Genomic DNA, 19,908 nt, shown 5'->3' with positions numbered 1-19,908 from the left:
AAACGAAAGAACAAAAAAGTGCCCTCACGATCAAGGGCACTTCATTACCTTTAAGCATTTGCTGTAATATTTTGATCGGCAACGTCTGGGTCAAATGGGTTTGTGGAGCTGAGTCCGTTGTTTGTAATAATCCAGTTTCCGGTGTTCAGTGCGCCCGATCCGGCATTCGTTTTTCCTGAAGATTTTGGGGACAGATAGAAAGAATCACCAAAGTTAACTACACCACCACCGACGCTGTTTATATTGATGGGTCCGACAATAGCCGGCATCGCAATCGCCTCCTTTTTGGTGCGATTCAAGCATTATAGTTACAACGTATGCACGTTGGGCTGTTATTGTTCTTCCTCGCGCAATAATCTGAAGTGTTTCGTGTAATTGATGGCGTCTATATGATCAATGCCGCCAATTTGAAATACAGCAGCTGTCGAGATCCCGATGACTCGGACATAATCGACTTCAATCGGACGATTTTGGTAATGAAAAGAGTCCATTTGAATCGGCGGTAACGGGGGTGAGCTCTCCTGTGAGAAGATAGGAAAGTCCTCGAAATCGTATAGGTCACCCTTGAACTGTAAACCTTCTTTTTGTACAGCCAAAACTTTTGAAGATGGGGCTGCACGGTACACATCACCGATATCGACTATGGAGCCAATAAGCACAGACGTAATGTCTACGTGCTGAGTGTAAACCATTCTCTTAATCATTCGGTTCCATCTCGACATTAGAAACTTCTTCAATGTTTTCAAAAGGACCTATGATTAAAGATTCTGGAGGAGTGTCAAAGAAAGATTGCAGGCGGATGGTTTTATTATCTCCAATTAAAAAGACGGATGAACCAGAAACGCCTGTCACGCGGATGTTTCCTACGTGCAGGCCATAGTTGTGTACAACATGATTCAACGGTCATCATCTCCTTGAATCGTATCGAAGTATTGCGCAATGGAATGTTGGATTTCTGTTTGTATTTGGTGGAATAACGTTTCAGGTGGAGCTTCTGGTTCTTGATTACGGTAATATTCCATGCGCTGTGGAAGTTGTTTACGGACATCTTCGATCATTCGTTCTTTATGCTTCTCACTGACTTGGATATCATGATCACGGCAGTACTGATTCATCCAGACGGGGATGTCGGACACCATATATTCCTGTAAAAAGTGAAGCGCCTGATCATCCGTTTGTGGCAATTGCTTTCCTTGGTTGCTATATAAGTCTCCAATTTCAGAGAGGTCGGATCCATTTGGGGTCAGCCCGATTTGCAGGGTTCCTTCGAGCGTCTCGATTTTCAGCTGATCAAATTTATATTCAATCTTTTCTATGACTGTCTTCGGTGGGTGTTCAATGGATTGGATCTGCTCTATTTTTTTCTGTAATTGTTCAATCATTTTCTGCTGTTGTTCCATTTGGTTCATCATTTGCTGGATCCAGGATTGCCAAGAATGATATTGGTTCAAGTGCGCTCACCCCCTATCCTATCTTTATGAAGAATGGGGGACATCTATGTTATGGAAAGTGGAACAAGCGTGCCGCCTCCTGCTTCTGGGATGATGACCTCTCCGTCTTTCGGCTGGGCTTTGGGCGCAGGTCCTTTATAGCCGCCTGTGTTGTACAAATCAGCTTTTGATTGGATGACTCCGGAGCTTCCGATTTGAAGAACAGAAGAGTTAGCTACTGAGCCGATTCTTAGGACGTGGATGTAGATGGATTGATGAACAGTAAGATTCATAGACACACCTCCTACGCATTATTTACAATAGGCTGATCAATAAACTCCGAATCATTAATGAACGTATTCGATCGGTTGATGTTGATTCGGATGCCGTCACCGGTGTTGAAGGAACCTCCACCGGCAAAAGTCTTTGCTGTCGCTTCCGGGGCCATATTGTAGACGTCACCGATGTTGAAAATACTTGAAGAAGAAAGAGAAATGACTTTGACGGCTCCGACTTTTGCTGGCATAACGAAAAACTCCTTTCTACAGTTTATGAAACTTCATTGTCTAAATGACGTAAGAAAAGTAAAATAACTATCATAGGGGGAATACATATGAAAAGGAAAGGTTCGCCTCTCCGGGAATCGGAACGGCTCGACTGGGTCGATGCGGCCAGGGGACTCGCGATTCTCGGAATCTTTATGGTCAATGTACCTGCGTTTAACGCACCATATTTTTTGTATGGTGGCGCAGCGGAATTTTGGCCATCGTCTCTCAGTCATACCGTACAAAATTTTATTGATATTTTCTTTCAAGCCAGTTTTTATACGCTGTTTTCCTTCATGTTCGGATTTGGCATTCAAATGATGAAGGACCGTCTCGTTGAAAAACAGCTTTCATACCATCGTATTATTTTCAGGCGTCTCCTTATACTTACAGGATTCGGTCTCATTCATGCTTTCCTTATCTGGCATGGGGACATCCTGCTTTCCTATGGAGTACTCGGGTTAATATTACTGGCCTTTTTCAACGTGAAGGAAAAAACGTTGTTGAACTGGGCGTTTGGAATGCTTGCTTTTCTTGTGCTGCCACTGACTTTTTCGCTGTACATGATCAGGGATCAGGTGCAGGGCATCGTCAACCGGCCGGCGATTCAAGAAGCACTTGAGAACTATGGGACCGGATCGCTCGTTGATATCTGGCGTCAAAACTTAGCGGATTGGGTATATGCCAATCAATGGGGAAATATTCCATTTCTTGCGTTGAGTTTAATCCCAATGTTTTTATTCGGCATGTATTTTTGCCGTAAGCGATGGCTTCATAAACCGAATGCACATTTGAATTCAATTAAAACTGTATGGGTGTGGACGGGTATATTGTTCCTCATTTTCAAAGCAGGCCCGCATCTATTCGGAAGCCCGGAATGGTTTCAGCTGGCCCAGGATAGCATCGGAGGTTCAGCCTCAGCTATTTTTTATGTCTTATCTATTACTCTATTGTTCCAGACATCAATTGGTGCCCGTATCGTTCATCCTTTAACATGGGTCGGCCGGATGTCTTTATCGAATTACATCCTACAGTCACTGATCAGCTTTATCCTTTTTTATTCCGTCGGTTTTGGTTTATATGGTACCGTTCCACCGATAGGAAGTTTCATCATTGTTTTGGTTATATTTACTGGTCAGGTCTTTGTAAGCAAGGCTTGGTTGAGAAAATTCCGGTATGGTCCGTTGGAATGGTTATGGCGGACATTGACGTACGGGAAGAAGCAGCCATTAAAGCGAAAGAGTGAGGCGGCTTCATAAGAGAAGGGAGCAGATGTCTTGAATCGTGATCACCTCGTGAAAGAAAGCAGGAAATGGGTAGAAGATGCGATAATCAGTGAAGTCCAACGAGAACAATTGTTGGAACGCTACCCTAAGAAGCAGAATAAACCCGTGCTGCTCACCTTTGCAGCTCTTTTCATAGGTCTTGCATTTTTAACTTTCGTTGCATCAAACTGGTCGTATTTGACGGACCTCGGGAGAATGGTGATTCTTCTTACTTCACTGACGGTCTTTTATTTATGCGGAGATTGGGTGTACAGGAAAAAATCCAAACCTGTAGGCATCAGCCTCATCATGATTGCTCTTCTGGTTTTCGGTTCCAGTATTTTTTTAGTCGGTCAAATGTATCACTATACGTCTTATAGTGCTTTTCCATTTTTCTTATGGTCGATCGTGGCCTTCGGTTTGTTTCTCATTTTTAAAGACCATTCATTTTTTTACGCGACACTTGTGATTATGACGGTGGGGCAGCTGTACAGCGGATTTGTTTTTCAGCACTTTCATATCTGGCTTGGCCTTCTGTTCATTCTCGGGTTGGGGTGGTTTGTGTTGAGTTCACGGAAAGTGACTCAACTAGCTGCATTCGGAGTAAGTTACACGCTTCATGCTGTCATTCTCGTATTTAGTGAAGGAATGCCTTATTATTGGTTGATTGCGTTTTTCTTACTGCTGTATGTTGTGGAGGATTTCCTGCTTGAAAAAGGAAGTGTGCGCGTATTTAAGACACTGAGCATTCTTTCCGTTTTTACCATGCTGGTTTTGCAGGTTTTTTTCCTAGGAAACGAATATGTGGGAGAATTGACGGAATCATCGCTTTATTTCTTCCTGGCCTGGGCCATTTTGTTTTTCTTCTCTGTGGTAAGGTCTGCTATGAGTTCGACCAACTACTACTGGATTGACTTGTTATTGTTTGTCCCTGTCTTCCGCTTTGAATCAGGAGATATGCTTTCCCTCCTCATCTTGTTTCTTTATTCCCTGCTGTGGTTAATCTCAGGTTATCAGCAGGAAGTGTCACGATGGGTGAACAAAGGGACAGTCGCTTTTCTTCTGACTACTTTTATTGCTTATTTTCAACTCGCTTGGGATTTCATGGATCGCTCGTTGTTCTTCTTGATCGGCGGCGTTTTATTGTTTGCGCTCAGTTACTTCCTCGAGAAAAAAAGGCGCACCATCCATAAAGGAGGGGGAGAGAAATGAAGCAGCGCTGGTGGTTTTATGGGCTTGTCACTCTACAACTCTTGTTTCTTCTTCTCATGTCTGCCTCTTATTATGCGATGGATCTTTGGGGACAGACGATTACCCTTAAGACGGCACCTGTGGACCCGCGTGATCCTTTTTACGGGGATTATGTAACACTGGATTATGCCATTGAACAAATTCCTGAAGAAAAATGGCTGGTCGAAGAACCTTTGAATCGTGGAGAAAAAGTGTTTTTACTGCTTGAGGAAAGTGACGAGGAAATATACGAGCTTGTAGAAGCCTCTACCCTGTGGCCCGATACAGAAAGCAATCAAGTGGTGCTTTCTTCTAAGTATCAATGGTCTGATCCTTCCCTTCAGCAATATCAAGTGGATATTGGACTTGGAAGGTATTACATTGAAGAAAATACAGGAACGTTTTGGGAGCAGAGAGAAGAGCGGGAGGTGGAGGTCGTTCTTGCCCCCTGGAAACAAAAGAAGATTGCTTCTCTTAAATAACGAAGACGGCAGCCCTTTGGGTCTGCCGTCTTTTATTTATACTTAGCTTAAAACTGCTTTGATTTGACTGATGGCCCAGTCCAGGTCATCCTGCTCAATGACGAGAGGAGGAGCAAAGCGGATCACATTTTCATGTGTTTCTTTACAGAGCAGTCCTTTTTCTTTTAGTTCTTCACAGTACTTGCGGGCAGGCTCTGTCATTTCAACACCGATAAAGAGACCTTTTCCGCGAACCTCTTTAATTTTCGGGTTGTCAATCGATTTGAGCTCCTGCATCATATAGTTTCCTAGTTCAAGCGAACGCTCCGCCAGTTTCTCCTCTTCAATCACTTCAAGAGAAGCCACTGAAACGGCGCAGGCAAGTGGGTTGCCGCCGAATGTGGAACCGTGAGAGCCTGGGTTGAAGACACCAAGGACTTCCCTGTTTGCAACCACACAGGAGATCGGGAAGACACCTCCGCCAAGAGCTTTACCAAGAATGAGCATGTCGGGGCTGACATTTTCCCAATCGCAAGCAAACATCTTACCGCTACGGCCAAGACCTGCTTGAATCTCATCCGCAATGAACAATACATTGTTCTCCTTACAAACGTCATAGGCTTCTTTAAGGAAGCCTTCCGGCGGCATGACGATGCCTGCTTCCCCTTGAATTGGCTCAAGCATGAAGCCGGCTGTATTTTCTGTGATTGCTTCTTTCAGTGCATCAATATCTCCATAAGGAACGAGTTTAATGCCTGGAAGCATTGGTCCGAAACCACGTTTGTATTCTTTCTCAGAAGAAAGGGAGACCGCTGTCATCGTCCGGCCGTGGAAGTTTCCTGTACATGCAATGATCTCCGCTTTGTCTTCTTCTACTTTTTTAACATCATAAGCCCAGCGTCTTGCCGATTTAATGGCCGTTTCTACAGCCTCAGCTCCTGTGTTCATCGGAAGAGCCATCTCTTTATTCGTCAGCTTACAAATTTTCTCGTACCACGGGCCGAGCTGGTCGTTGTGGAAAGCCCGGGAAGTCAAGGTTACACGGTTCGCCTGATCAGTCAGCGCCTGAATGATCTTCGGGTGTCGATGTCCCTGGTTGACCGCTGAGTAAGCGCTTAACATATCCATATAACGATTTCCCTCAGGATCCTCCACCCATACACCTTCGGCTTTAGCGATGACAATCGGAAGTGGATGGTAGTTCTTCGCACCATATTCCTGGGTTTGATCAATAATGTTTTGACTACTAATTACAGACATGCAATCCCTCCATTTTCATTTCAGTCTTTCATCATTATAACAGGTTTGCTCTTTATTTTCTTATAATTTCGAAAATGCAGTCTGCATTAAAATAATAGGAATATGCGGAACAGTCATGGTATCATAACCGTAGATTCATATGAAAAGGAGGATAACAAAATATGGCGCACTTACATATTACTTCATGGGTCATCGCATTCGTACTTGTCGGTCTTGTAACCATGTTCAGCCGCAAAGGCAGTGAAAAAGCAGCAAAGATCTCTCACATGATTCTTCGTCTTTTTTATTTGCTTATTCTTTATTCCGGAGGTTCATTGTTTGCAAGCTACGCCGAATACGGTCCGCTTATCATCATTAAACTGCTCGTCGGTTTATGGACCATCGCTTCCATGGAAATGGTAGCTGTCAAATACAAAAAGAAGAAGCCAACAGGCATTTGGTGGGCACAGCTTGCCATCGCTGGCATCATCGCGATCATTCTTGGATTTGGCTTCTTACCAGCCGGCATTCTGCCAGCATAAAAATAAAGCTGCATGCGACGTTCGCATGCAGCTTTTTAATATCAAAAAAGGGGGCTGTGTTTTTGTGTCTGATGTTCGTCCGTTATTTTGGGGGGATAACGGTGATAACTATTATCAATTACAATGATAATCATTCTCATTATTCATGTCAACACTTTTCTCTTGTTTTTTTATCTCTTTAAAAATAGCTCCTGATGTTTGCTACTGAAATTCCGTGCATAGGTTGGGTGGCTTGCCGTTGATAAAGACTCAAAAACTACTAATCCCGAAAAGAATAAATACTTGGAAAGAGCTGTGTCCCTTCAATATTCTAGTGAGCCACAGGAATCTTCCTATTGAGGCTTAACAGCTTCTGGCATCACCTTTCCTAGTACAGGGAAAGTGGGAGAGGTTTCATAAGAAAAACACTACCATCATATAGTGAGTCATGATGGTTTTTTTATGTGAATATCCAGCGCTGTAGCGTGACTTGCGCATTTCGTATGAAAAAAGGATGGTGAGGCTAGATGTGTGGAATTGTCGGATGGGTCGATGCAACACATAAAACAGAGGAAAAGGCTTCGATATTGGATCAAATGGCAAACACGTTGCAGCACCGTGGGCCTGATGATTACCAGAAATGGATAGAGGGACCGGCTGCATTTGGTCACCAACGTTTAATTGTTGTGGACCCTGCCGGAGGTAAGCAACCCATGATCCGCAAGGCGCGGGATGAAGAATACATTTTATGCTATAACGGAGAGCTTTACAATACAGATGATATCAGAGACCAGCTAAAGGCCAAGGGGTGGACGTTCCAGTCCCATTCAGATACTGAGGTGGTCCTCGTCAGTTACATGGAATGGGGAACCGCATGTGTCGACTACATGAATGGAATCTTTGCGTTCAGTGTCTGGGAGAAAAAGCGCGAGCGCTTATTTTTAGCCCGTGACCGGTTGGGGGTTAAGCCGCTCTTTTACAGTGACAGAGGTAATGGTGTGATGTTTGCCTCTGAAATGAAGGCTATATTAGCCCACCCTGATGTTTCAGCTGCTGTTGACAGTAATGGTCTCCATGAACTCTTATCCTTAGGACCGTCTCGAACACCTGGCGAGGGGATTTTCCAAGAGATTAATGAAATCCGGCCAGGCCATAGAGCTGTATTTGAAAAAGGAAAATTAAAAATCGACAGGTATTGGAACGTAGAGAGCGCTCCTCATGAAGACTCGTTCGATAAGACAGTTGCGCGCGTGCGCGAATTGTTTATGGATGCTTCCCAGCGCCAGCTTGTTTCTGATGTGAAACTTGGGACGTTTTTATCTGGAGGCGTCGATTCAAGTGCCATTACGGCTGTAGCCGCTGAAAAATATAAACAGGATCAGTTAGGGGCGCTTCAGACATTTTCCATCGACTATAAAGATCAAGAGAAATTTTTCAAAAAGAATGCGTTTCAACCAGATCGTGATGAAGCGTTCATCAATCTTGTCAGTGCAAAGAACCAAACCAAACACTCTGTGATGGAAGCAAGGACAGAGGATCTTGTTTCACGTTTGAAACGGGCGGTAGAGCTCCGTGATCTGCCAGGGATGGCGGATGTGGATTCATCTTTGTTGTGGTTTTGTGAGGAAATTAAAAACCATGTAACCGTCGCTCTTTCAGGAGAATGTGCCGATGAGATCTTTGGAGGATATCCCTGGTTTTACCGGAAAGAGGATAAAGAAAGAAAAGGATTTCCATGGATTCGCTCCCTTAATGAGAGAGTCTCTCTTGTCCGTCAAGATTTAAATGGGGATATTGATATTGAATGGTATATGTTGAAGCGATATCAGGAAACCGTTGCAGAAACGCCACTGCTTGCAGGTGAGGATGAGGATAGTAAGAAGCACAGGCAAATGTCATACCTCAATATGAACTGGTTTATGCAGACTTTACTGGAGCGCAAAGACCGAATGAGTATGGGAGCGAGTCTTGAGGTGCGTGTACCTTTCAGTGACCACCGCCTTGTTGAGTATGTATGGAATGTACCATGGAGTATGAAGTTTCATAATGATCAGGAGAAAGGCCTGCTGCGTCAGGCACTCCGAGGAATTCTACCAGATAAAGTACTCTTCCGGAAAAAGAACCCGTATCCGAAAACCTTCCACCCTGACTATACGAAGGCTGTTTGTACTTGGATGGAAGAGACGCTTGCAGATTCGAATGCTCCGCTCTTTGATATTTTTGATCGTGATCAGGTGCGGAAGTTAAATGATTCAGAAGGGAAGTCAATTGATACACCTTGGTTTGGTCAGCTGATGACAGGGCCGCAGCTCATTGCTCACCTTTGTCAGATTGACCACTGGCTCAGAACCTACAAAGTTACCTTCTAACCAAACCGCCCACTTTCAGGGCGGTTTTTTCAATTCTCCTACTTCCACATAAGCTCCCTTTACTTGAAGACTCAGTTTCGAGACTTTTGTTGAGTGGATGGGGGCTGTGGGGAATAGCTCGCTTTCCGCGGGAGCGCGGTGAGCCTACTTGGACTTCGTCCTGTGGGGTCTCACCCTGCACTTTTTTCCCGCAGGAGTCTCGCCATTCCCCTCCGCCCCTTTGTCAAGGAAGATCCTCGAAACCACTACCAAAAGGTCAGCTCATATAATTACGGGAAGTGGGTTATAGAACACCACCATAACACTTAAAAGTTTAATCCACAGCGCTTTATACCTCTAACAGTTGGATAGTGGAAGACCCTCCAAATTGGTACAAGGGTTCGTTTCTCCCTTACATTGAAAGGGGTGGTTGGGAAGCTGGGAGACTCCCGTGGGAGAAAGGAGATAGGCGAGATCCCACAGGACAAAGTCCGAGGAAGCTCGCCACTCCCCCACAGGAAAGCGAGTAGCTTCCCAGCCACCCCTGACGCCCAACAAGGCAACGAACCCTGGAAACATCTCGAAACTGAGTCTTCCACAATCCTGCCATATACTTTAATAAGTTTAAATCATGAAAATGTGTAGAAAATGTAGCTAAGGAGAATATAAGTGTATTTTTATAGAATATTCAAACATATCATACTGGTATAGACAACTAGAAAACATGGTGGTAAGATGGCTTCAGTAAAACGTTTTCAAATTGGAGGAGGCTAGCAAGAATGCTAAGTTTTTTACAACGAATAGGTAAATCATTAATGTTCCCGATCGCTACATTGCCGGCTGCGGCTTTACTTGTAAGATTAGGGATGGAAGATATGTTGGACATTCCGTTTATTACGGCAGCAGGTAACGGAATTCTCGGGAATTTGGCTCTTATTTTTGCCATCGGGATTGCGATGGGTTTTGCGAAAGATGGAAATGGGGCGGCAGCTTTAGCAGGTGCTATTGGTTATTTGGTCCTGGATAGTGGAATAGAAGCTATAAATAAAGATGTGGATATGGGGGTTTTCGCCGGTGTGATTGCTGGTGTCATCGCTGGGATGCTTTACAACAAGTACAATGATGTAAAGTTCCCGGATTTCCTATCTTTCTTCGGAGGCAAACGCTTTGTTCCGATCATCACCTCAGCAGTTATGGTCGTGCTTTCCTTTGTTTTCGGATATGTATGGGTGTATCCACAAGCTGTTCTTGATTCTACGGCAAATTGGATTTTGAACGGAGGAGAACTTGGCGTAGGTGTCTATGGTGTGCTGAACCGCCTGCTTATTCCCGTCGGTTTACACCATGTTATGAATGCTTTGATCTGGTTTGATTTCGGAACATTTACAACAGAGGCGGGAGATGTTGTGCGCGGAGAGATTAATCGTTTCCTGAATGGCGACCCTTCGGCTGGTTACTTTTTGGCTGGTTTTTTCCCTGTCATGATGTTCGGTCTGCCGGCTGCATGTCTCGCTATGTATGCGGCAGCAAAAAAGGAGAGAAAGGCAGCTGTCGGAGGAATGTTTTTGAGTATCGGTTTGACCTCCTTCATTACAGGGGTTACCGAGCCGATCGAATTTTCTTTCATGTTCCTTTCTCCCCTTCTTTATGTCGTTCACTCCTTGCTGACCGGTGTGTCGATGATTCTCGCTTTTGTCTTTGATGTCAGACATGGCTTTGGTTTTTCGGCAGGGTTGATCGACTATTTACTGAACTATAACATTGCACAGAATCCGTTTACTCTGATTTTAATCGGATTGTTTATGGGAGCCATCTACTTCCTGATTTTCTATTTCCTTATTGTCAAACTGGATTTGAAAACACCAGGGAGAGAAGATGAGGAAATGGAAGAGGAGTCCACTGAAACAGAAAGCAATGATTATGATGTGAAGGCTTCCCATTATTTACATGCATTAGGTGGTCCTGAAAACATCGAAACGTTGGATTATTGTACCACTCGCCTCCGTCTTGAAATGAAAGATCGTGATAAAGTCAATGAGAAGGAATTGAAGCGTCAAGGTGCACGTGGAGTGATGAGAATCGGTAAAAGAAACCTTCAAGTGATTGTAGGTACTTCTGTCGAGTTTGTCGCTGATGCGATGAAGAATCAAATGGAGCATGGATATCACGTTTCTGAAGGTGTACAGGATGAACAAGTACCACTTGTAAAGCAAGGAGCAGAAAAGGTTCCATCAAAGGAAGTAAAAGAAGAAGATTTTCAAATGCCGTTGAATGGAAAAGTGCTCCCTCTTGCTGAAGTTCCAGATGAAGTTTTTGCCCAAGGGATGATGGGGCCTGGTTTTGCTATTGATCCATCTGAGGAAACTTTCCATTCTCCTGTGAACGGGAAGGTCCTACAAGTTTTCCCTACGAAGCATGCCATCGGTCTTGAGCTTGAGAATGGATTGGAAATGCTGATTCACGTTGGATTGGATACAGTCAAGCTTGATGGAGATGGGTTTGAATTGCTTGTGGAATCTGGACAAAAAGTGGAACAAGGAACCCCATTGCTTCGAGTGGATCTTGACTTTGTCAAAGCGAACGCACCTTCTGTAGTGACCCCGTTCATTTTCACGAATGCGGAAAGAGCTACTGTGGAACTTTTGAAAGAAGGGTATGTGAAAAAAGGTCAAAAAGGGGTAGTGAAAGTAGAGGAAGGAGGCCAAGGAGATGAGTGATCTGGTGATTGCGAACGTAACTGTTGTGACGGAAAACAGGACGATCCCCTCTGGTTCTGTAACAGTCCGTGATGGGAAAATAGAAGAAATTCATGAAGGGTTCGTAGTGAAGGGTGAGGCTTCTGTTATTGATGGGAAAGATAGAAACCTTACACTTCTGCCAGGTTTCATTGATGTACACATTCATGGCGCGAATGGTCATGATGTCATGGACGCTACTGAAGAAGCTTTGTATGGACTGGCCGTTCAGCTCCCCCAGGAAGGAACGACCAGTTTCTTAGCTACAACGATGACCCAGTCAAAAGAGCGGATTACTAAAGCAGTCACGAATGCAGGAGAATTCATTGAAAAACAGGAACAGGGACAGGGACAAGCAGAGGTGCTCGGCATTCACTTGGAAGGTCCATTTATATCCCCATCTAAAGCAGGGGCTCAGCCTTTAGAGCATATTACGAAACCATCCCTCGATCTTTTCGAACAATGGCAAAATGAAAGCCATCAAAACATTAAACTCATAACTTTGGCACCTGAGTTGGAAGGGGCCCTTCCTTTTATTGAAGAGGTGAGAAGGAAAGGGGTTATCTGTTCGTTGGGACATAGTGAAGCTACCTTGAATGAAGCCAACGAAGCAGTGGAAAAAGGGGCCAGCCATATCACACATTTATACAATCAAATGAGTGGTCTGCACCACAGGGAACCGGGCTTGGTGGGCGCTGCTTTTACGAACCCTGCCCTTCTTGTTGAGATGATTGTCGATCACATCCATATTCATCCGGAAGCGGTTCGACTAGCCTATCAGGTTCTTGGTAGTGACCGAACGATCCTAATAACAGATGCGATGAGGGCCAAGTGCCTCCCTGCTGGCACCTATGACCTTGCCGGGCAGAATGTAACGGTGAATAATGGGGAAGCCCGCCTCTCTGACGGCACGCTTGCAGGAAGTATATTAACACTGGAAGAGGCGGCAAGAAAAATGCGCGCTTTCGCCGGGGTTGAGCTTAATGAATTGGTCAAAATGACTTCCGCCAATGCAGCTCGTGAGCTTGGGGTTTATGATCGGAAAGGGAGCATTACGAAAGGGAAAGATGCAGACCTTGTCCTTTTGGATGAAAAAGGGTGTGTAGTAACAACGATTTGCCGTGGAATCATCAGTTATAATTGTGAAGGGGGAGCAACATGAACATCATCATTGCAAAGGATTACAAGGAGATGAGTCAGGCGGCTTCTCAAATGATTGAGGAACAAATGACAAAAAAGCCGGATACTGTGCTAGGCTTAGCTACGGGAGGAACCCCTCTTGGCACGTACAAAGAATTAATCAATAGTTATAAGGAGGGGCGAACGGATTATCGTTTTTTATCTACCATCAATTTAGATGAATACGTCGGTCTGGATCCCGAGCATCATCAGAGTTATCGCTACTTTATGAATCAAAACTTCTTTCAGTCTATTAACATCGATGAAAAGAACACGTACATCCCTTTTGGGAAAGCAGAGGATTTGGTACAAGAATGTAGACGTTATGAAGAAGTGATTGATACGATCGGCCCCCCTGATCTACAGCTTCTCGGTATTGGTGAAAATGGCCACATCGGTTTTAATGAACCAGGCACTTCGTTTGATAGTGAGACCCATATTGTACACCTGACCGATTCAACGAGAGAAGCCAATGCCCGATTCTTTGAATCTATGGAAGATGTACCGACGAAGGCGATCACGATGGGCATTCGTTCCATATTGAAAAGTCAAAAAATCATCCTTTTAGCTTCTGGTGATCGGAAATCGGATGCCATTTACCAGCTGCTTCATGGAGAGACTGACGAAGATTTCCCTGCTTCTTCACTGAAAAGCCATCACGACCTTACCCTGATCGTTGATGAAGATGCGTATAAGAAAGTCCAACGGAAAGGATGAATCCCTTGTTAAAGAAAAACGTTCCGTTACCATTGTATTATCAGATTGAAGAATACCTGAAACAAAAAATAGAAGAAGAAGAGTTTGAAGCCGGTAGAATGATCCCGTCCGAGCGTGAGCTTTCCGAGCGTTTTGAAGTCAGTCGCATGACTGTAAGACAGGCAGTGACAAATTTGGTGAACGCAGGCGTTCTTTATCGGGAAAAAGGAAAAGGGACTTATGTCGCAGAAAAGAAAATCGAACAGCCACTAAAAGGTTTGACGAGTTTTACGGAAGACATGAAAAAGAGAGGGATGACATCGAGCAGTCGGCTGCTGGCCTTTGATGTTATTGAAGCCCCGAGAGATATCCGTGAGAAACTGAATTTGGAAGAAGGGAAAAAGGTGTATGGGATCCAACGAATAAGAATGGCGGATGAAAAACCTATGGCAATCGAAAACACCTTTATGCCCAAGGAATTGCTGCCTGATTTATCTGAAGAAATCGTCCAAGGATCGATCTATAATTATGTAGAACATGAATTGGGTATGGCGATTAGTCAAGCACGTCAAATCATTGAAGCGCGCGCTGCAGATGAGGAAGAAGCGAACTATTTAAACATTCCCCCTCACTCTCCGGTACTTCATATTGAACGAAAAAGCTTTCTTGCTCACAATGTACCGTTTGAGGTCGTTAAATCTACTTACCGCGCTGATCGGTATAAATTCATTACAGATATTGATCGATAAGGAGTTCCAAATGAACTATTTAACAATAGCCTCCCAGAAATTATTGGATATTGAATCCTCCCAATCCTATAAATTCGATAAGATCAGTGATCGCTTTTCCCGGATTATTCAAGCAGGAGGAGTTATCCATACATTTGGCTGCGGCCACTCCAGTTTGCTTGCTCAGGAAGTTTTTTACCGAGCGGGAGGGCTTGTCCCTGTGCATCCAATAATGATTGAAGAACTGATGCTGCATCGAGGAGCAAGGCAGGCTAGTGAAAATGAACGCAAATCAGGAGTGGTACAGCCATATTTGATAAAGGAAGATTTGCAGAAAAAAGATGCAGTCTTAATTATTTCTACTTCCGGCAGAAATCCAGCTCCTATTGAAACAGCCATTTACTGTAGGGGGATAGGGTTGTACACCGTCGCTTTAACATCTCTCTGTTATAAAGAAAGTCAACCTTCGCGGCACAGCAGCAATCAGAGGCTTGAGGATGTCGTAGATGATGTCATCGACATGGAAGTTCCTGTGGGGGATACGATTATACAAAAGGGAGATCGATCTTATTCACCCGTTTCTTCTGTAGTTGGAGCGGGAATTTTACACGAACTCATGACAAGAACAATTGAGGGAATCGCAGAAAACGGGGACACGCCTCCCATTTTCAAAAGTGGCAACATCGACGGATCTGACCAACATAACCAAGCCATGATGAAAGCCTACAAACGCATCTCTTTCTAAAGTATTGATGAAGTCTTAGTTTCTATAATTTTGTGGAAGTTTAGGGGCTGCGGGAAACCGTCCGCTTTCCGTGGGCCGGGCGCGGAGCCCTGACTCCTAATAAGGCAACGAACCCTGAAAGTATCTCGAGATTAAGTCTTTAATGATCAGGAGCTTATGTTTAGTTTCTATATTTGGAATTTGAATCTGCTTAATACAGACCTCCTTGGGTCTGTATTTTTTAATGGAGAGAGGGAGACCTGTGTCAATTTCATGGAGAATTGAGCAGGAGATTGACGGAGTAAGGGGGGAAGGGCTACTCTAGAATGAGGTATGACATCTGTAAGGGGGACACAGAAGATGAAAAGAGCAATCATGCTGTTGGCATGCCTCCCGTTTTTTTTAGGGTTGCCTGTGACAGCAAAGGCTGAAGTTAGCGGAGAAAGGCAATGGCAGGATGAAAGCGTTTATTATATTGTTGTCGATCGTTTTATGAACGGAGATATGAACAACAATGAAGGCGTAGATTTGGAAAACCCCAACGCGTATCATGGTGGGGACTTATCTGGGATTGTCGATCAACTGGATTACATAAAAGAATTGGGTTTTACCACCATTCAACTCTCTCCGATTATGCAGAATGATGGAGACAGCTACCACGGTTTCCACGTATCAGACTTCCGAAATGTTGAAGAACATTTCGGAACGATGGAAGAAGCGAGAGAAGTGGTGGAAGAAGCTCATGCCCGAGATTTAAAAGTGCTTTTTGATCTTCCTGCAGGATTTGTATCTGAGAACCATCCGTGGACAGAAAGTAATGATGAGTCCGGCTGGCTGACAGGGGAAGAGGTTTCCAGCGAGCATCCGTGGTTTGATCAATTGCCTCAGGTTGCTTTGGAAAGGGAAAATGTAGCCACTTACTTTAAAGAAACGATGGATTTTTGGAAAGAAGAGACGGGGGTAGATGGTTTCCGAATTATCATGAATGAATCGGATTTAAGTGGAACGTCTTTGCAGGAGGCCCCTCTGATTAAGTACACTTCTTCGATTGAAGAAGATCATCCGTTCAGAAAGGTGACAAGAGAGTCTTTTAATCAATCAGGCAACTCTCTAAACGATCTTCGAGCAGAAGAGAATCTTTCACAGCCGCACCAGCTGGACTTTTATGATGTGTCTCGTTTTACACATGAAGCTGTCGTAAAAGGGCAAAATCCGATTACAAGATGGCAGCTGGCTTTAACGTATATATACACGGTCCCGGGTGTCCCGGTTGTGTACTACGGAACCGAAACCCCTATAGATGATGGAGGAGATCCGCAAAATCTCCCGATGATGAATTTTAAAGCCGGGGATGAAAAACTGAAAAAACGGATAGAAAAACTGAATTCGATGAGAGAACAGTTTCCAGCCCTTACCAGAGGGGAGTATCGCGAACTGTACAACGAGGACGGACTTGTCGTTTTCAAACGCACATATGATGGTAATGACATGGTTGTAGCCCTCAATAATGCAGAAGAGACCCGCACCATGACCCTGGAAGGTATGGAAGATGACCACCAGTTAAGAGGTTTGCTTCATGATGGTCTTGTCCGTCAGCAAAGCGATGGGTCCTACCGCCTTGGTATGGAACGTGAAACAGCTGACGTCTTCATCGTTGAACCTAATAGCGGCTATAACTGGCTGTTTATAGGGTTCGTCGGTGGAGTACTCTCTTTGTTTGTCATAGCGGTTACGGTAATCAGCTTGAAGAATCGGAAAGCGGACAAAAGATAAATGAAAAACAGGCCCAGCTTGGGCCTGTTTTTATTGTTGAATTGTTTTTGGTAAGCATTTATTTGTCATCAGACTTGCTTTTTCTTTTTTTACGCAGCCAGATCCCTAGGGCAATGACGATGAGCACAGGAATAACGACTGGGGAGTAGCCTACTGCTGCGATAAAAAGCCATGAGGCAATACTTGTTATCCCGTTAATGCTTTTGAAAAAGGCTTGTTTTGTTCGTTCCCAGGTGTTCAAGTCTTGTTGATCAACTCTACCGACGACAACCTTGGTTTCAGTAAAGGAAATGGTTATGGTGGAAAAGTCGCTTTGATTTTCTAAGTAGTTCATCTCCCCCTTCAGAGATTCAATGTCTGATTGTACGCGTTCAAGGTCTTGAGATATTTCCACTAAGTCTTCTGTGGCAGTGGCTTCTTCCAAAAAACTTAGAAGCCTTGCTTCGATTTCCTCTTTTGCTTTTAACCTTGCCTTCAGGTCCACATAGTTCTTCGTCACGTCTCTACTATTTATATTCCTGGATATGATTTGGTCTGATATAGTCTCAAAACCGCTCAATAAACCTTCAAAGTTCGGTTGAGGGACTCGAATTCGAATATGGCCTTGCCTGTTTCCGCGTTCCGTTTTGTGAACATTGGTTTCTACCATATAAGCTCCATGTTGATTCATTTGTGACTGGAGGTTTTGTTGGAAGTTATCAAAATCTTTGGTTTCAAGGTCGATGTGTGCTTCGTAGATCATCATTCTTTCTTGTTGGGCTTCCGCTTGCTCTATGTCATTCTCCGGTGTACCTGGTGCTTCTGATAGACCGCTTTTCGATGCTTCTTTTGTCTCCGTATTCATCGACTCATTGGCATTGTCGAAGCTACTTTCGCTTGTGGATTCTTCACCTGTAGGTGCTTTGCTGTTGTCTTCTCCGCTGCATGCGGCAAGCAGCATGGTGAGGGTGAAAATAAGTAAGATCATTTTTCTTTTTCTGTACATAAAAAGACCCCCTATATTAGACTTGGCAAGGCAAAAGGTGGAACGCTCTCATGAAAGAGCGTACCCAACCTCTCTGTGCCTTTAGTTATTAGTCGTAATTAAGGGAGTAGGGTTACATGTATTTGGGAATGTTTATTTATAGGTGTCATTTAAAAAGAACAGGGCGATCGTGCCTGGTCCGGCGTGGGCTCCAATGGTTGCTCCGACGTAATCAATATGGATTTCTTTCGTTCCATAAGTTTCTTTGATCATTTCCGCGAGCTGCTCGGCTCTTTCCAGATCATCTCCGTGGCTGATAGCCATGCGCTGGTTTTGGAGGTCTGCTCCACGCTCATCCATGACTTCGAGCATGCGTTTCAAAACTTTTTTCGAACCGCGGATTTTTTCAAGAGGAATAAGTTTTCCATCCTCCATATGCAAGAGAGGTTTGATTTTCAGTAAACCGCCTACAAATGCAGCGGTTCGGCTTACCCGGCCCCCGCGTTGTAAGTATTCCAAATCATCGACTGTGAAAATATGCTCCATATGAGTGGCGTGGTATTGTCCAAGCTCAAGCACTTCATCGTACGAAGCACCACCCTTTGCCAATTCTGCAGCTCTTAAAATAACTAGACCATAGCCCAGGGAAGCAGCTTTTGTATCGATGACATCAAATCGGGCGTTCTCATACTCTTCTTTTACTTCTTGTTCAATCATTTTTGCTGTTTGGTATGTACCTGATAGTTCGGAAGAGAACGCAAAATAAATGAAAGGCTGCCCTTTTTCGGCTAAAGCAGTGAACGTTTCTCGAAAAGTTTGCGGGGAGACTTGAGCTGTTTTAGGTGCTTCCCCGTCTTTCATACGGTCGTAGACTTCTTTTGGAGTGATGTCGATCCCATCGTCATATTCTTCATTGTTTAGGATGACTTTCAATGGAAGGGATTGGACAGAAAACTGCTCAAACATTTCTTGGTTCAAATCACTTGCAGAATCACACAATACTTGTACATGCATACGCGTCACCTTCTATTTTTTAGGATGTACTTTTAGTTTAGGCACAAACCGTGAGATAGTCAAAATATACTGTTGGCAAACCATCCGACAAAACTTTACACGATTCTACCAAAATTATCTTGATTTTACTCTACTACGGTGATAAAAATGAATAGATGAATTTAGGCAAGGAGGTTCGCTTTTGTTTACTGTTGAAATAAAACGTATATTGATTGTTCTGTTCGGCGCTGTGTTAAACGCGGTTTCGCTGAATTTATTCTTGATTGAAGCAAATGTTTATGCGAGTGGGTTTACGGGGGTTGCCCAGTTGCTCACAAGTATTTTAAATGATTTTGCCGGTGTACCGGTGAGTACAGGTATTCTACTATTCTTACTTAACATTCCAGTCGCCATTCTCGGATGGCTGAAGGTGGGAAAAGGTTTTACTGTTTACAGTGCAATATCAGTTGCTTTCACCACTCTATTTCTTGAATTAATTCCTGTCCAGCAATTATCTGAGGATATCATTCTGAACGCTGTGTTTGGTGGAGTTATCGGGGGAATGGGTGTTGGAATCACCTTAAAATGGGGTGCTTCTACCGGCGGTCTCGATATCGTAGCCATGGTTTTGTCCAGGATGAAAGACCGTCCGATCGGCATTTATTTCCTTATACTTAACAGTGCAATTATCGCGATTGCCGGTTTATTATATGAGCCGGAAAATGCACTCTACACATTGCTGACTTTGTACGTGACTACAAGGGTCATTGATGCCATTCATACACGTCACGAGAAACTGACGGCGATGATCATTACATCGAAAGCAGCCGATTTGGAAAAAGCGATCCATGGGCATATGGTACGTGGGATTACAACGTTGCCAGCGAGAGGAGCTTTCACTCAGCAGGATAAGAATATGCTTGTCATGGTCATAACAAGATATGAACTCTATGATTTGCAGCATATTATTCAGGAAGTAGATCCCCAGGCGTTCACAAACATCGTGCAAACCACTGGTATTTTCGGGTTCTTCAGAAAAGATGACCAATAGTGTAACTTTTTTCTAAAGACAAACGA

Annotated in this window: 21 protein-coding genes; 12 read left to right on the top strand and 9 right to left on the bottom strand. The window is 44.0% G+C overall.

What is annotated here, in order from left to right; genetic code table 11:
* Positions 1 to 50: 50 nt before the first annotated feature.
* From K2225_RS05575 to K2225_RS05550, 6 genes are all read right to left on the bottom strand, one after another.
* Positions 51 to 269 (bottom strand): spore germination protein, encoded by a 219-nt coding sequence (locus K2225_RS05575; protein WP_220583836.1) that lies wholly within the window; start codon positions 267 to 269, stop codon positions 51 to 53.
* A 63-nt stretch (positions 270 to 332) separates the two neighbouring features.
* Positions 333 to 704, bottom strand: a complete 372-nt coding sequence (locus tag K2225_RS05570; protein WP_220583835.1) for a spore germination protein GerPE — start codon at positions 702 to 704, stop codon at positions 333 to 335.
* Positions 697 to 900 carry a spore gernimation protein GerPD gene (locus K2225_RS05565; protein ID WP_146814205.1) on the bottom strand — a complete coding sequence of 68 codons (204 nt, stop codon included), beginning with the start codon at positions 898 to 900 and terminating at the stop codon, positions 697 to 699. Before K2225_RS05565 ends, K2225_RS05570 begins: the two co-directional genes overlap by 8 nt.
* Positions 897 to 1,451 carry a spore germination protein GerPC gene (gene gerPC, locus K2225_RS05560; protein WP_220583834.1) on the bottom strand — a complete coding sequence of 185 codons (555 nt, stop codon included), beginning with the start codon at positions 1,449 to 1,451 and terminating at the stop codon, positions 897 to 899. The genes K2225_RS05565 and gerPC overlap by 4 nt, the downstream gene beginning before the upstream one ends.
* 44 nt (positions 1,452 to 1,495) lie before the next feature.
* A complete protein-coding gene (locus K2225_RS05555; RefSeq protein ID WP_220583833.1) occupies positions 1,496 to 1,723 on the bottom strand; it encodes a spore germination protein GerPB in 228 nt (75 codons plus the stop codon).
* A gap of 11 nt (positions 1,724 to 1,734) precedes the next feature.
* Positions 1,735 to 1,956 carry a spore germination protein gene (locus tag K2225_RS05550; RefSeq protein WP_220583832.1) on the bottom strand — a complete coding sequence of 74 codons (222 nt, stop codon included), beginning with the start codon at positions 1,954 to 1,956 and terminating at the stop codon, positions 1,735 to 1,737.
* A gap of 87 nt (positions 1,957 to 2,043) precedes the next feature.
* On the opposite strand from K2225_RS05550, the gene K2225_RS05545 reads away from it, so the two are divergent.
* From K2225_RS05545 to K2225_RS05535, 3 genes are read left to right on the top strand one after another with little or no spacing between them, the layout of a single operon-like run.
* Positions 2,044 to 3,234, top strand: coding sequence for a DUF418 domain-containing protein (locus tag K2225_RS05545; RefSeq protein WP_220583831.1), 1,191 nt, complete (start codon positions 2,044 to 2,046; stop codon positions 3,232 to 3,234).
* 18 nt (positions 3,235 to 3,252) lie between these two features.
* Positions 3,253 to 4,452, top strand: coding sequence for a DUF2157 domain-containing protein (locus K2225_RS05540; protein WP_220583830.1), 1,200 nt, complete (start codon positions 3,253 to 3,255; stop codon positions 4,450 to 4,452).
* A complete protein-coding gene (locus K2225_RS05535; RefSeq protein WP_220583829.1) occupies positions 4,449 to 4,952 on the top strand; it encodes a GDYXXLXY domain-containing protein in 504 nt (167 codons plus the stop codon). The genes K2225_RS05540 and K2225_RS05535 overlap by 4 nt, the downstream gene beginning before the upstream one ends.
* Positions 4,953 to 4,994: 42 nt before the next feature.
* Here the strand turns inward: K2225_RS05535 and K2225_RS05530 are convergent, their stop codons facing one another.
* Positions 4,995 to 6,191 (bottom strand): ornithine--oxo-acid transaminase, encoded by a 1,197-nt coding sequence (locus tag K2225_RS05530; RefSeq protein WP_146814190.1) that lies wholly within the window; start codon positions 6,189 to 6,191, stop codon positions 4,995 to 4,997.
* A gap of 161 nt (positions 6,192 to 6,352) precedes the next feature.
* On the opposite strand from K2225_RS05530, the gene K2225_RS05525 reads away from it, so the two are divergent.
* The 8 genes from K2225_RS05525 (at position 6,353) to K2225_RS05490 (ending at position 16,874) form a co-directional block, all read left to right on the top strand.
* Positions 6,353 to 6,712, top strand: a complete 360-nt coding sequence (locus tag K2225_RS05525) for a YisL family protein (protein ID WP_146814188.1) — start codon at positions 6,353 to 6,355, stop codon at positions 6,710 to 6,712.
* Positions 6,713 to 7,218: 506 nt separating this feature from the next.
* A complete protein-coding gene (gene asnB, locus K2225_RS05520) occupies positions 7,219 to 9,060 on the top strand; it encodes an asparagine synthase (glutamine-hydrolyzing) (RefSeq protein WP_220583828.1) in 1,842 nt (613 codons plus the stop codon).
* Positions 9,061 to 9,818: 758 nt separating this feature from the next.
* On the top strand, positions 9,819 to 11,756 hold the full coding sequence (nagE, locus tag K2225_RS05515; protein ID WP_220583827.1) for an N-acetylglucosamine-specific PTS transporter subunit IIBC: 1,938 nt from the start codon (positions 9,819 to 9,821) through the stop codon (positions 11,754 to 11,756).
* Positions 11,749 to 12,936 (top strand): N-acetylglucosamine-6-phosphate deacetylase, encoded by a 1,188-nt coding sequence (gene nagA, locus K2225_RS05510; protein WP_220583826.1) that lies wholly within the window; start codon positions 11,749 to 11,751, stop codon positions 12,934 to 12,936. Before nagE ends, nagA begins: the two co-directional genes overlap by 8 nt.
* A complete protein-coding gene (nagB, locus tag K2225_RS05505; RefSeq protein WP_220583825.1) occupies positions 12,933 to 13,670 on the top strand; it encodes a glucosamine-6-phosphate deaminase in 738 nt (245 codons plus the stop codon). Before nagA ends, nagB begins: the two co-directional genes overlap by 4 nt.
* Positions 13,671 to 13,675: 5 nt before the next feature.
* The gene (phnF, locus tag K2225_RS05500) at positions 13,676 to 14,398 is read left to right on the top strand and encodes a phosphonate metabolism transcriptional regulator PhnF (protein WP_220583824.1); all 723 of its coding nucleotides are present in this window, start codon (positions 13,676 to 13,678) and stop codon (positions 14,396 to 14,398) included.
* Between the two features lie 10 nt (positions 14,399 to 14,408).
* On the top strand, positions 14,409 to 15,122 hold the full coding sequence (locus K2225_RS05495) for a sugar isomerase domain-containing protein (RefSeq protein WP_220583823.1): 714 nt from the start codon (positions 14,409 to 14,411) through the stop codon (positions 15,120 to 15,122).
* A gap of 339 nt (positions 15,123 to 15,461) precedes the next feature.
* Positions 15,462 to 16,874: an alpha-amylase family glycosyl hydrolase gene (locus K2225_RS05490; protein WP_220583822.1), complete on the top strand. Its 1,413-nt coding sequence runs from the start codon at positions 15,462 to 15,464 to the stop codon at positions 16,872 to 16,874.
* A gap of 58 nt (positions 16,875 to 16,932) precedes the next feature.
* Here the strand turns inward: K2225_RS05490 and K2225_RS05485 are convergent, their stop codons facing one another.
* Together K2225_RS05485 and K2225_RS05480 are read right to left on the bottom strand one after the other, a co-directional pair.
* Positions 16,933 to 17,859, bottom strand: coding sequence for a DUF4349 domain-containing protein (locus K2225_RS05485; RefSeq protein WP_220583821.1), 927 nt, complete (start codon positions 17,857 to 17,859; stop codon positions 16,933 to 16,935).
* Between the two features lie 132 nt (positions 17,860 to 17,991).
* Positions 17,992 to 18,852 (bottom strand): DegV family protein, encoded by an 861-nt coding sequence (locus K2225_RS05480; protein WP_220583820.1) that lies wholly within the window; start codon positions 18,850 to 18,852, stop codon positions 17,992 to 17,994.
* Between the two features lie 181 nt (positions 18,853 to 19,033).
* On the opposite strand from K2225_RS05480, the gene K2225_RS05475 reads away from it, so the two are divergent.
* The gene (locus K2225_RS05475; protein ID WP_220583819.1) at positions 19,034 to 19,882 is read left to right on the top strand and encodes a YitT family protein; all 849 of its coding nucleotides are present in this window, start codon (positions 19,034 to 19,036) and stop codon (positions 19,880 to 19,882) included.
* Positions 19,883 to 19,908: the final 26 nt, after the last annotated feature.

Origin of the sequence: Halobacillus sp. Nhm2S1 (assembly GCF_019599545.1) — a bacterium.
GTDB lineage: Bacteria > Bacillota > Bacilli > Bacillales > Halobacillaceae > Halobacillus.
This window is presented reverse-complemented; position numbering and strand designations above follow the sequence as displayed.